At 42.2% G+C, this 12,800-nt stretch carries 11 protein-coding genes; 8 read left to right on the forward strand and 3 right to left on the reverse strand.

Features of this window, described 5'->3' with window-relative positions; all coding sequences use genetic code 11:
- Positions 1 to 30 precede the first annotated feature (30 nt).
- From iscX to AL038_RS03460, 8 genes are all read left to right on the forward strand, one after another.
- Complete coding sequence (gene iscX, locus AL038_RS03425; protein WP_062149062.1) at positions 31 to 231, forward strand: Fe-S cluster assembly protein IscX; 201 nt, start codon at positions 31 to 33, stop codon at positions 229 to 231.
- Positions 232 to 280: 49 nt separating this feature from the next.
- Positions 281 to 2,479 carry a DNA helicase RecQ gene (recQ, locus tag AL038_RS03430; RefSeq protein ID WP_062149065.1) on the forward strand — a complete coding sequence of 733 codons (2,199 nt, stop codon included), beginning with the start codon at positions 281 to 283 and terminating at the stop codon, positions 2,477 to 2,479.
- Between the two features lie 156 nt (positions 2,480 to 2,635).
- Entirely contained in the window at positions 2,636 to 3,553 is a 918-nt protein-coding gene (locus tag AL038_RS03435; protein ID WP_062149068.1) for an MbnP family copper-binding protein, read from the forward strand.
- A 6-nt stretch (positions 3,554 to 3,559) separates the two neighbouring features.
- The gene (locus AL038_RS03440; protein WP_062149071.1) at positions 3,560 to 4,759 is read left to right on the forward strand and encodes a methanobactin export MATE transporter MbnM; all 1,200 of its coding nucleotides are present in this window, start codon (positions 3,560 to 3,562) and stop codon (positions 4,757 to 4,759) included.
- Positions 4,750 to 5,649 (forward strand): hypothetical protein, encoded by a 900-nt coding sequence (locus AL038_RS03445; RefSeq protein WP_145917049.1) that lies wholly within the window; start codon positions 4,750 to 4,752, stop codon positions 5,647 to 5,649. Before AL038_RS03440 ends, AL038_RS03445 begins: the two co-directional genes overlap by 10 nt.
- Positions 5,639 to 6,436, forward strand: a complete 798-nt coding sequence (locus AL038_RS03450; RefSeq protein ID WP_062149077.1) for a hypothetical protein — start codon at positions 5,639 to 5,641, stop codon at positions 6,434 to 6,436. Before AL038_RS03445 ends, AL038_RS03450 begins: the two co-directional genes overlap by 11 nt.
- A gap of 162 nt (positions 6,437 to 6,598) precedes the next feature.
- Entirely contained in the window at positions 6,599 to 7,558 is a 960-nt protein-coding gene (locus tag AL038_RS03455) for a hypothetical protein (protein WP_062149080.1), read from the forward strand.
- A 13-nt stretch (positions 7,559 to 7,571) separates the two neighbouring features.
- The gene (locus tag AL038_RS03460) at positions 7,572 to 8,933 is read left to right on the forward strand and encodes a hypothetical protein (protein ID WP_062149083.1); all 1,362 of its coding nucleotides are present in this window, start codon (positions 7,572 to 7,574) and stop codon (positions 8,931 to 8,933) included.
- 94 nt (positions 8,934 to 9,027) lie between these two features.
- Here the strand turns inward: AL038_RS03460 and phoR are convergent, their stop codons facing one another.
- From phoR to lpdA, 3 genes are all read right to left on the reverse strand, one after another.
- A complete protein-coding gene (gene phoR / locus AL038_RS03465) occupies positions 9,028 to 10,350 on the reverse strand; it encodes a phosphate regulon sensor histidine kinase PhoR (RefSeq protein ID WP_101539103.1) in 1,323 nt (440 codons plus the stop codon).
- A 286-nt stretch (positions 10,351 to 10,636) separates the two neighbouring features.
- Positions 10,637 to 10,849, reverse strand: coding sequence for a KTSC domain-containing protein (locus AL038_RS03470; protein WP_236839451.1), 213 nt, complete (start codon positions 10,847 to 10,849; stop codon positions 10,637 to 10,639).
- A 182-nt stretch (positions 10,850 to 11,031) separates the two neighbouring features.
- Positions 11,032 to 12,780 (reverse strand): dihydrolipoyl dehydrogenase, encoded by a 1,749-nt coding sequence (lpdA, locus tag AL038_RS03475; RefSeq protein WP_062149089.1) that lies wholly within the window; start codon positions 12,778 to 12,780, stop codon positions 11,032 to 11,034.
- Positions 12,781 to 12,800 lie beyond the last annotated feature (20 nt).

Raw genomic sequence — 12,800 nt, forward strand, 5'->3', positions numbered from 1 at the left:
AACCATTAAATAAATTCAAGGAGATTAATCATGAGCCTGAAATGGACAGATACCCAAGAAATTGCCATTCAATTGGCAGAAAAATATCCTGATACAGACCCGCAATACATTAGTTTCGTCGATTTGCACCAATGGGTTTGTCAACTCGACGAGTTTGAAGATAACCCAGAAAAATCCAACGAAAAAATTTTAGAAGCGATTCAAGCCCTATGGATTGAAGAAATACAATAGCTATACTGACAATCACTTAAAAACATTTTTAAACCCACTTTCCGCGCCCATGTCTGATGACACCCCCTCCAGCATTCTACATCGTGTTTTTGGCTACGAACATTTTCGTGGTCATCAAGCAACGGTGATTCAACACATATTAACGGGTGGGGACGCACTGGTACTCATGCCAACAGGTGGCGGGAAATCCATTTGTTATCAAATACCTTCGCTATTACGTAAAGGTGTTGGTGTTGTCGTATCGCCCCTGATTGCACTGATGCAAGACCAAGTTGATGCCCTGCTACAACTCGGCATTCGGGCGGCATTTCTCAATTCAACCCAAGATTCCGCTCAAACCCGTGCAATCGTACAACAACTTCGCCAAAATACCCTAGATTTACTCTATGTTGCCCCTGAACGCCTAAATAACCCGCGTTTTTTAGACTTTTTAGAAACGCTTCCCCTTGCCCTATTTGCCATTGACGAGGCCCACTGCGTATCCCAATGGGGGCATGATTTTCGCCCCGACTACGCAAGGCTCTCGATTCTGCATGAACGCTTTCCCAGCATTCCCCGCATTGCCTTAACCGCAACGGCAGACATGCCCACCCGTCGTGAAATTATCAGCCGTTTAGGACTAGAAAACGCCCACGTTTTTGTAACGGGATTTGACCGCCCCAACATTCGCTACCACATCATCCAAAAACAATCCCCTGCCCGTAAACAACTATTAACTTTTTTAAATACAGAACATCGAGGAGATGCGGGCATTGTTTACTGCTTATCCCGCAAAAAAGTCGAAGAAACTGCCGAATTTCTCACGGTCAACGGTCGGACAGCCCTCCCCTATCATGCAGGTCTATCCCATGACATCCGCCAACACCATCAAAACCGCTTTTTACGTGAAGAAGGCATTATTATTGTCGCAACCATCGCTTTCGGAATGGGGATTGATAAACCCAATGTACGCTTTGTTGCCCATCTGGATTTACCCAAAAGTTTAGAAGCCTATTACCAAGAAACAGGACGTGCAGGACGAGATGGACTACCCGCGAATGCGTGGCTAGCGTATGGTTTAGAAGATGTGATTTTACTGCGCAAATTACTCAACAGCTCCGAAGCTGACGAACAACACAAACGCCTAGAACAACAAAAATTAGAAGCCTTATTAGGCTATTGCGAAACAACGAATTGTCGTCGTCAAGTGCTACTTGCCTACTTTGGCGATGAACTGGCTGAACCCTGTGGCAATTGTGATGCCTGTTTAGAACCTGCGGCAACCTACGACGGCTTACAAATCGCCCAAAAAGCCTTATCCTGCATTTACCGCACTGGGCAACGTTTTGGCGTAAATTATCTGATAGAAGTCTTACAAGGCAAAAGTATCGAACGCATTCTGCAAAACGGACACCATCATCTCACCACTTACGGCATAGGCGCGGATTTAAACACCGACCAATGGCGTTCCGTGTTTCGTCAACTGGTTGCGGGCGGCTTTGCAGGCGTAGATATTGAAGGGCATGGCGGATTATTTCTGACAGAAAAAGCCCGCCCCCTCTTACGTGGTGAAATTAGCATTCGTTTACGTAAAGACACCCCGCGCGCGCCAACCGATAAAAAACTAACCCGTACCGACCACAAAAATGCGTTTACAGGCACAGATTTAATTCTATGGGAAACCTTACGGAGTAAGCGTTTAGAATATTCTCAAGCACAAAATGTCCCGCCTTACGTCATTTTTCATGACAGTACCTTAAGTGATATGGTAATACATCGCCCTGATAGCTTACACGCTTTAAGCCGTATTTCTGGGGTTGGCGTGCGTAAACTAGAACGTTACGGACAACCGTTTCTTAATATCCTAGATAACCACGCCTTACAATATAAAGACGCACCAACACCGCCAAAAAAAACCGCTGAATTAAAAGTAACCAACACGTTTTCCGAAACAGTCACACAAACCCTAACCGCACTGCTCACGCAGGGAAAAACCCCAGAACAAATTGCACAACAACGCGATTTAAAATTATCAACCGTTTATGAACACATCGCGATTGGTATTGAAGAAGGTAAAGTCAACTTACGCCAAGTATTTTCGCCTGATGAATTAAGTGATGATGACATAAACGACATTGAAGATGCTTTACTCTCCCTAGCAGAAGACCAACAATTATTACGCCCTGTTTTTGATAATTTTTCAGGAAAGTATCATTATGGAATTTTAAAATGCGTGCGAGCAAGTATTTTGCGCGAGATAAGTCATTAATGATATTTCCATACCGCCAAATCCCCTAAAACTGTGTCAAATAACACAGTAATTTTTACTAAAAAATAAATAACCAATTAATTTTATTAAAATAAATTCATGGCATAAGCCATGCCTAAAGTATCCGCTCAATTCACTCATTTTGCGGAGAATTTTATGCGTTTGGCTTTAATCCCTCTTTTTTTATCTGCTTGTTCACCCCTGTTTTTAACAGCGTGCAATAGCGATGACGATACCAACAGCACCACCACAACTCGCACAACAGACATTGAAATCCCTTTTTCTGCGGCGGTTAATGGTCAGTCCTTTGCCTGTGGCACGACCTATAAAGGCGTGGGCAATGCCATTACAGACAGCTATTTAATTAACGATTTCCGTTTTTATCTGTCAGCGATACAATTACAACGATTAGATGGCACATTTTTAAACCTTGATTTAAAACAAGATGGCAAGTGGCAGTACAACGATGTGGCATTATTAGATTTTGAAAACGGTTGTGTGAATGGCACGGCAGAAACCAATACAAAAATTACTGCAACCTTGCCAACAGGAGAAAATATTAATAATTTTCAAGAAAATATTTGCTTTACCGTTGGTTTAGCTTTTGATGAAAATCATTCAGACCCTGCGAGTATTCCCGCGCCATTAAATGTCACGGGGATGTTATGGTCATGGACAACAGGGCGGAAATTTATTCGCATAGATGGTATTGGCGACCCTGACGGCTTAAAAACAAGTTTTCATTTACATTTAGGTAGCACCGGTTGTTCAGATGTTAATAAACAAGGAAAACAGCCAGATGCACCCTGTACTTATACCAATACCCCGCAAATTTGTTTAACGAATTTTGTATTAAATAAAACAACCATCGTTGCGGATATTGGCAAAGTTTTGCGTAATTCTAATGTGGCATATAACACACCTAATACAGCATCGGGCTGCATGTCGGGCAATAACGACCCTGAGTGTCAAACTATTTTCCCTTTGTTAGGCTTAGATTTTATTTATAACGACGGCGCAAATCCTGCAATTACTTATCCTAAAGAAACACAAGCCTTTTTTAGCGTGAAGTAGCGCGTCATGTTACGACATTTCACGCTTTATCTTTTTTTGTTATTCACCTTAATCGCCTGTGGCGGTGGAAGTGATGGCACAAGCAGCACGGACACAACAACCGTCGAGCCTATCACCGTTACGCCATTTGTTTGGCAACTGCCCACAGGCTTTCCTACGCCAAAAATACCCGCTGATAATCCCATCAGTAACGCAAAAGTGGATTTAGGACGTTATCTATTTTATGACCGTCGCTTGTCGATTAATGAAACGATTAGTTGTGCGAGTTGTCATGAACAGAATAAAGCCTTTACAGACGGGAAAAAAACCAATGTTGGTGCGTTGGGTGAAGCACATCCGCGCAACAGTATGAGTTTGACTAATGTCGCCTATAACTCAGCATTTAATTGGGCAAATCCGCTATTAACAACCTTACATCAACAAGCCCTTGTGCCAATGTTTGCAGAATTTCCTGTGGAATTGGGTTGGAGTGATAAAGAGGGCGAAATTTTAGCGCGTTTACAAGAGGATGCTTTGTATAAAAGCAAATTTGTCGCTGCCTTTCCTGAAGAGACTGAACCATTTACCACAGGCAATGTCGCAAAAGCCATTGCGAGTTTTGTAAGTACCTTGATTTCTGGTAATTCACCATACGATAAACAAATTTATCAAAATCAAACCACTGCCTTGTCCGACGCTGCAAAGCGCGGGATGGAATTATTTTTTTCAGAACGCTTAGAGTGCTTTCATTGTCACGGTGGATTTAACTTTACCCAATCGACAAATCATACCCAAAGTGTTTTTGTAGAATTAGAGTTTCATAACAATGGATTATACAATATTGGTGGCACGGGCGCGTATCCTGAAAATGGGCGCGGACTATGGGAGTTGACCTTTAAAGCCGAAGACATGGGACGGTTTCGCGCCCCCACATTACGCAATATCGAATTGACCGCGCCATATATGCACGATGGCTCTATCGCCAGTTTAAACGAGGTGATTGACCACTACGCACGAGGGGGACGCAAGATTGAAACAGGCGAATATGCGGGAGATGGCGCATTAAATCCATACCGTAGTGAATTGTTAGTTGGTTTTGTGTTATCGAATAGTGAGCGGGAAGATTTAATTAGCTATTTAAAGAGCTTAACCGATTGGACATTCATTTGTGATACACGATTTAGCGACCCATTTGGTAATGTGGCGAGGAATAGCCAATGTCCTTAATCTTACGGTTTTATGGGTTGTTATGCGTACTACTTGGCTTATGGAGTTCGTCACCTGTTTTCGCGTGTTCGACGTGTATGGCGGGCGACCCAACCTTGAGCCTGATGGGAACAGAAAAAGCCTATACGGGACGTTTGCGGCTATCGGCTGATTATTTATATCGTCAAGAACGTATCGGCATTGCGGGTTTTAATCAAACAGAATTAACCGAGCAACGGCTGACATTGGGCGTTAGTTATGCGTGGAATGAGATTTTAAATCTGGCTATTCGGTTGCCACTGGTCGATAAGCAATTGCAATATGCCAATTTAGCAACGCAAGAAAGTCACGCACTGGGGGATATAGAAATCAGTGCAAAACTGACATTAAACACAGACGATGCAAACGCACACCGCACTTTATGGGGACTTATCGCAGGTTTACGGCTACCCACAGCACCTGAGCAAACGGATAATGCAGGGCATTCTTTAGACATTGATGTACAAACAGGCACAGGTGCAGTCGTACCACAGCTAGGCGTGTGGTATGGCTATTATGCGTTTCCATATTTTTTTTATGGTAGTGCCGTTGTACATCATGCGTTTAAAGGATTTAACGAGTTTTCCGCAGGACAAGCCCTTGTTCTAACATTTGCAGGACAATACGCGCTTAATCACTCGCTCGCGTTACAAATGGGCATTGATGCACGTTGGAGTGAAAAAAATCAATTTGCTGATGTATCTGATGCTGATTCGGGCGGATTTATCGCGTTTTTTTCGCCCAAGTTAATTTATACCGTAACAAGCGATATGATTTTAAACGCAGGTGTACAGATTCCTGTGATTAAACAGTTAAATGGTGAGCAAGAAGAAGAAAGCATTTTGCAAGTTGGAGTCGTTTATGATTTTTAAACAAGTTGTGAAGATTAGCGTTGTTTGTTGTATCTTTGGCTTATTCAATGCCTGTGGTGGGGGAAGCGGGGGAAATAGCGAAGGAAGTTTAGCAGAAGGCATTACCGTAACATTGACCGCAAGCCCACACCAAAGCCCCGATGCAACAGGAAAAACGCCCAGCGCATCAGCAGGCGTTAAAACATTTTATAATAGTGAAGGGATTAAAATCACGCTAAATAAGGCTTACTTAGTTATTTGGAGCGTGCATTTAACCAATGATTGTAGTGGATTAGATTTTGCGCGTTTGTGGACTCCATTGCTTAATGTATTATTGCCAACGGCTGACGCACACGCACAAACCACACCGACACAGTTAGGCGTGCCAAATGTATTAAATGTCTTAAACGCTGATGAACAAGCTTTATATTTAGGCGATATTTATCCAGCACCTGCGAGTTATTGCGGTATTACGCTGGAATTAATGAAAGCAGATGAAGACACACAGTATTTACCCCCCACAATTAATATGATTAACCGCGTCTTGTATGTAGAAGGGGAATATTTACCACGAGGCACCACAACAACGGTTGCCTTTACCCTAGACCTTGCAAAAACGCCACGCCCACAAAATCTGCGCTTTGCAAACCCATTGGTTTTATCCAGCAGTCAATTAACGGCAAAGGTTGCAACGGCGGTTTATTATGACCGTTGGTTTGATGGTATAGACTTTAGCGCGTTAGAGACAGATACACAGATTGATTGGATATTAAACAACGTGACGGAAAGTATAAAATTAGCCGAGTAGGCGACCTTATCAATCACGTTATTTGATGATGTTCCCCACCACAACGCCTAACTGATTTAGCACCAGCGAAGAAACATAGCAGATTGTCACGGTTTAAGCGTATGTTGATTGAATAAAGCATGTTATAGTTTTCATTCATGCCTTATTATGGAGCATTCTCCGATGAATAAATCATTACTTATACTAATAAAAACAGGGTTGTGTATTGGCTTGCTGTTATGTACAACACCATCGGTCTTCGCTGAACCCCCTTTAAATGTACTAGCCAGTAGTTGGGCGGATAGTCCTGCTAATTCACGCAAACTTTACCAGCGTGCCGCACCATCACATGAAGCCCTCTATTTTCTACTCATTTTAAAAGCAGAAGACCCTTTTATTAGTGGGTTGCAAAACGATAATAAATTACCGTTAAAAGCCCGTTGGACCAGTGAAGGAGAGTCACCACTCACGTATGTCACTACGTTTGATGCCAATCGAGAAAGACGTGTTAATCCAAATCAAGCCCGTTCACGAACCGAACAAACGCCACCGCCACCTGATGTTTTAGATATTTATCGTTTATCAACTAATTTAACAGCCGAGCAAAACACACGCCCCGGTGTTTGGCGATTGGATATATTGTTCGCCGATGAATCGCCCGTTACTTGTGATAGAAATCAGCCTTGTCGTTATATGATTCGTACTGTATTGCCTTCAGTCAATGCTATCTGGACAGACATGATTACCGAATCTAAAGACCCTTTAACCGCCTATTCCGATTCCGCGCCCAGTGGTTCACCTTTGTACTTATGGATGAGCATTAAAGGCGGCAGCGATTTTTTACGCGAATTGAACAGACCCGCTAAACTACCCATTCGTCACAAATGGTTTCGTGCTTATCCTGTGGTTGGTTTTCGCTTTGAAACGGCGGTTGATGCCATCCCCTCAGATGCCGCACAACTTGCTGTTTTAAAAGACCAGTTGCAAGATGAGATTAAGCGCAATGGTGTTTTTGATTTGCGAATTTCTAGCGGTCGGGAAAGCGTGCCAACAGGGGTATGGCGTGTAGATGTTGTATTTGCCGACGATACGCCGTTAATGTGTGAACAAACCCCTTGCTCCTATCAAATTTTGGTGAAATAGCAGGTAATTCGTCGTGAATGCGGAAACTCTCGAAATAAAACCAGAAACGGCTGTTCTTGCAACGGATAATGTGTTGCCTGAAACCGTTGAATCCCCCAATATTCCGCCTGATACACAGGCGGTTACTGCGACAAAGTCTAACCCCCCTAACAAGGTGTCAGTTGAAGAAGCTTCTGAAGCGACTGCCCACATGATACGTTATATTGATGAAGCTAACTTATTGATAACCTACGCCTCAAAAAAAGGCTTAGATATTGATGAAAACGTGATTTCTACCGTTGTGAGCGCGAAATATTGGCTAAAAAAACGTGAATGGACAGCCGAGCGAGAAGTTCTGTTTTGGCACGCATTTAATGCCATTGCAAAAGCAGTTTATCCTGTTTCTGTCAGCAGCTTACGCGCCTGTGGTGTGTTTAATGAAGAAGAGCTACAAGCGTTAGAACAGATTAAAAGTAAATCCTCAAAATTATCGCTGGTAAACATACAAGATTCTGAGGCAAAACGTACCGTAAAGGTATATCAGGCAGGTAGCCTATTTATTTTATTTATTTTATTGTTTGTACAAGTCTATTGGCTAATGGCATCTATGCGTGTAAGCCCAGTTGTGAAACTGTCCACGCAGATTGAAGCCATTATTGCTGAATTAGACAGTATTAAACAACGTGTTCCGATTGAACAATGGTCAGTTGATCGTGAGATAAATAACTTAAATGCGCAATTAGAAGATTTACGCAACCGTTTGATGGCGAATTATGAGATTCTTAAAAATTCATCTTCATGGTCGGTATTTATTTTTAACTCTGATACGGCTAACAACACAACAGAAACCACTGCTACAACAGACACGACCACTAGCACAGCCAGCACGGCTAGTACAGACAGCGTTATACAAACAAATACCCGCGCACTTTTTCAGCAAACAACTGACCAAGGGGAGTTATTTTTGTCGCCTACTATTTTGCAACCCGCGACAAGCTCCACAATCAGTTCCTATACACCCGAAACCGCAATGCGTATGGATATTTTGTTGCAGGAAAGACAATTTATTTTACGCGCCTTACAATTGTATTTACTACCTGTTTTATATGGATTATTAGGAGCATCTGCATACGTATTGCGTGTTTTAACGGTGGAAATTAGAGAATTGACGTATGTCAAAGAATCCAATATTAGCTATCGGTTGCGAATACAACTAGGCGCGTTATCAGGTTTAGCCATTGGTTGGTTTACCGAGCCAAATGTTGCATCTTTTAGTGCATTATCGCCGTTAGCATTGGCTTTTTTAGCAGGATATAGCGTGGAATTATTATTTGCGTTGATGGATAAAGTCATCGGTGCGTTTTCTAACAGTACTGAAACACCGCGTAAACACTGAAATATCAAGTAAATAGGATTAAAAACAAACAACGGATACCAGCGATGGTATCCGTATTATCATGATAAGTTATAAAATATAAGGTTATTCATACTTATAACATTTCGTGCATTCTCTCATATTGCGCCTTGTTCGCATCATGTGGAAACTCACACCAAAAAGTGCTTCCCTCTCCAACGGTGCTAGCAATCCGTAAATGCCCTTTATGCCGATTTAATACGTGTTTAACAATGGCTAATCCTAGCCCTGTTCCCCCACGATTACGCGAGCGTGCAATGTCAACCCGATAAAAACGTTCGGTTAAACGCGGAATATGTTCAGGCGGAATGCCCTCGCCTGTGTCGTGTACTTCTAAATGTAAGCCGTTTGTATCACTATACCAGCGAACATTGATATCACCTTCCGCTGGGGTATAACGAATAGCATTAAAAATTAAATTAGAAAACGCGCTGCGAATTTCTTCTGCGTGTCCATATAAAATAGCGTCTTCATCGGTTTCTAACGTAATATGATGATTTTGCTCACCGCTTAAAATTTGTGCCTCTTCGCAAATATCTTGCAACATTTCAATAATATCAATGCGCTCTACCGAGCTTAAATGCACTTCAGATTCTAAACGCGATAACAATAATAAATCATCAACAATATTGCGCATTCGTGCGGTTTGTTGCGTCATTAACAATAAAGGGCGTTGCCATTGTTGCGCACAAGGGTCATCAGGGTCATTTATCGTTTCTAAAAAACCCGCAATAACCGTTAATGGCGTGCGTAATTCATGCGACACATTGGCAATAAAATCACGGCGCATCTGTTCTAAGCGTTGAATGCGAGTAATATCACGCGCAATGAGTAAATGTCGATTACCCGCATAAGGAACAACATTAACCCGTAAAATCAACGTGGGGTCATTGGGTGCGGTGATAACAATGGAATCTTCTTTATCCCCTTCTTTTAAAAACTGCATAAAATTGGGGTAGCGAATCAAATTTGTAATGGGTTGTTGTCGGTCTTGCGGTGCTTGTAATCCTAAAAGCACCTGACCCATTTTATTAAACCATTCAATTTCAAAATTATTACCATTTAAAATAACCGCTGCGTCAGGCATAGCGGCAATGGAACGGCGAATGCGCTTTAACATGGTTGTGAGTTTGCGCTTACGTTTACGATTGCGTTGTTGCAAACGATAAAATTGATAAAACGTCTCACCCCATAAACCAAACGCATCGGGTAAGGGCGTTTTGCGTTTTTCCCGAAACCAGTGCATCAGACGAAAAAGGTTATATAAATGCCAGTTAAGATAAAGCAGACACGCCACCACAAGAAAAAATAAGGGGTGGTCAAAGATAAAACCAAGCGTCAACATTACCCCAATAAGGCTCGTAACGCGCCAAAACTCTTGTAAACCGGGTGGCATCATAGGATTCTATACTGTAATAAAGTTATTGTTATCATTGGGTCAGGAAAATTTTAAACGCCAAAGGTTATAGCCATTGGTCGTTATAAAGAGGGAATCACAAAAGGAATCACAATTGGGAAATAACCTGTCCGTATGAGTATGACAATAAAATATGAAATAGATGTGACGTATTTTGTTGACCGTTCATTTTACAGTCTGCAATATAGGGAAAGGCAGGATGAATTTATTGACGCAGAAACCACGATATATTTAATGTTAACCAATAAATTCGCTGTTTCTTAAAAGGTTACAATCTAGTATTGGTGTAAGCATCTCTAATGCGGTCGTTAAAAAATGTTCCTTTAGAAGAAGCGCGCATAAAGTCATCATAAATTCCTTTAGAAACTTTATGATATTCATAGACAGTGCCATCATGAAACTCAACTTCTAGTATTTCAGTCGTTGCATCATAACTAATGGCAAGTATGGCAGAAGAAGATATTATTTGACGGTGTATCATTTTTTCTCCGCTAATCTATCAACATATTAGAAAAAAAGAAGTGCTAAACAAGTAGATGTAAAGTTCTTTTGCTTAAAAACCTATTTATTCCATCCTGTTTAACACTTCCCTTTTTTCATTGTCATGGGCTAGGGCATGTCATCAACTTATTAATACCGCCTAGTCCTATCAATGATGTTATTTTATACCCAAGGCGTTTTACGGGGTGCATACAAATCTGTAATTTCACCCGTTGCAACTTCAGACGCGAAAGCAATGGTTTCGGACAATGTTGGATGCGCATGTATGGTTAACCCTAAATCATGCACATCGGCACCCATTTCATACGCTAACATGGTTTCTGCAAGCAAATCCCCTGCATTAACCCCTACAATACCTGCCCCGATGATGCGTTTGGTTTTACGGTCAAACAATAATTTCGTCATCCCCTCATCACGTCCTAAACTCAATGCCCGCCCGCTTGCAGCCCAAGGGAAAACCCCTTTTTCATACTCCACCCCTTTGGCTTTAGCTTCTGTTTCCGTCATGCCCATCCATGCAACTTCAGGGTCAGTATAAGCAACGGAAGGAATCGTGCGTGCATCAAAATAGGATTTATGTCCAGCGGCATTTTCGGCAGCAATCTTGCCCTCATGCACCGCTTTATGGGCTAACATTGGATTACCAACCACATCACCAATAGCGTAAATATGTGGAATATTCGTGCGCATTTGTTTATCAACAGGAATAAATCCCATATCGTTGACAATTACGCCCGCTTTATCCGCATCAATTAATTTACCATTTGGTTTTCTGCCAACAGCCACTAAAACCTTGTCATACACCATAGAAGCGGGTGCATTTGCACCTTCAAAAAAGACTTTTAAACCTTCATTAACCGCTTCAATTTTCGTCACTTTGGTATTTAAATAAATAGCTGCATAACGCTTTTCTATACGTTTTTGCAAGGGCTTTACAATATCGCGGTCACACCCTGTGATTAAATCGCCCAATAATTCAACAATGCTGATTTCTGAACCCAACGCATCATAAACGGTAGCCATTTCTAAGCCGATAATTCCCCCGCCAATCACCAATAATTTTTTTGGCACATCGGTTAAACGCAATGCGTCGGTAGAATCCATTAAACGACGGTCATGGTAAGGAAAACTAGGGATTTTAGTAGGTTGTGAACCAGCAGCAATAACAGCGGTATCAAAAGAAATCGTTTTTACCCCTTCTGCCGTTTCCACCTGCAACGTATGGGCAGAAGTAAATTTTCCTGTCCCCGTCACGACTTGCACTTTACGCTGTTTGGCTAATCCCGTTAATCCACTGGTTAATCGTTTAATAACGCTGTCTTTCCAATCAGCCAGTTTTTTCAAATCAATCATCGGTTGGGCAAAACTAACACCGTGCTTACCCATTTCTTGGGTTTCAGTAACCACCGCCGCAGTATGCAACAAGGCTTTAGACGGAATACATCCCACATTAAGACAAACGCCACCTAAACTACTAAACCGCTCAACTAAAACAACTTTTTTACCCAAATCAGCGGCACGAAACGCGGCAGTATAACCCCCCGGGCCTGAACCTAAAACCAACACCTCCGCATGAATCTCAGCAGAATCACTGGGTGCGCTGGCAGCTTTAGGAGCAGAGACGGGGGCAGTAGGGACAGGCGTTGGAGCAGGCTTACTGGCAACTGTCCCGCTGGTTTCTAACAGTAAAACCAATGAACCTTCAGAAACCTGATCCCCCAATTTTACTTTTAGTTCTTTAACAATGCCTGTTGCGGATGAAGGCACTTCCATCGTTGCCTTGTCGCTTTCGAGGGTGATGAGTGATTGGTCTTTTTGTACCGTGTCGCCAACGGCAACTAAAACTTCAATAATAGCGACACTTTTAAAATCACCAATATCAGGCACTTTCACTTCAACGATATTGCTCATTATTACTCCTTGTGGTGTTT

The organism is Beggiatoa leptomitoformis, assembly GCF_001305575.3.
In the GTDB taxonomy this organism is placed as follows: Bacteria; Pseudomonadota; Gammaproteobacteria; order Beggiatoales; family Beggiatoaceae; genus Beggiatoa; species Beggiatoa leptomitoformis.

Excerpts from the sequence above, each read along its gene's own strand:
- iscX (WP_062149062.1), top strand. The coding sequence starts at position 31 with ATGAGCCTGAAATGGACAGATACCCAAGAAATTGCCATTCAATTGGCA.
- recQ (WP_062149065.1), top strand. The coding sequence starts at position 281 with ATGTCTGATGACACCCCCTCCAGCATTCTACATCGTGTTTTTGGCTAC.
- AL038_RS03435 (WP_062149068.1), top strand. The coding sequence starts at position 2,636 with ATGCGTTTGGCTTTAATCCCTCTTTTTTTATCTGCTTGTTCACCCCTG.
- AL038_RS03440 (WP_062149071.1), top strand. The coding sequence starts at position 3,560 with ATGTTACGACATTTCACGCTTTATCTTTTTTTGTTATTCACCTTAATC.
- AL038_RS03445 (WP_145917049.1), top strand. The coding sequence starts at position 4,750 with ATGTCCTTAATCTTACGGTTTTATGGGTTGTTATGCGTACTACTTGGC.
- AL038_RS03450 (WP_062149077.1), top strand. The coding sequence starts at position 5,639 with ATGATTTTTAAACAAGTTGTGAAGATTAGCGTTGTTTGTTGTATCTTT.
- AL038_RS03455 (WP_062149080.1), top strand. The coding sequence starts at position 6,599 with ATGAATAAATCATTACTTATACTAATAAAAACAGGGTTGTGTATTGGC.
- phoR (WP_101539103.1), bottom strand. The coding sequence starts at position 10,350 with ATGATGCCACCCGGTTTACAAGAGTTTTGGCGCGTTACGAGCCTTATT.
- AL038_RS03470 (WP_236839451.1), bottom strand. The coding sequence starts at position 10,849 with ATGATACACCGTCAAATAATATCTTCTTCTGCCATACTTGCCATTAGT.
- lpdA (WP_062149089.1), bottom strand. The coding sequence starts at position 12,780 with ATGAGCAATATCGTTGAAGTGAAAGTGCCTGATATTGGTGATTTTAAA.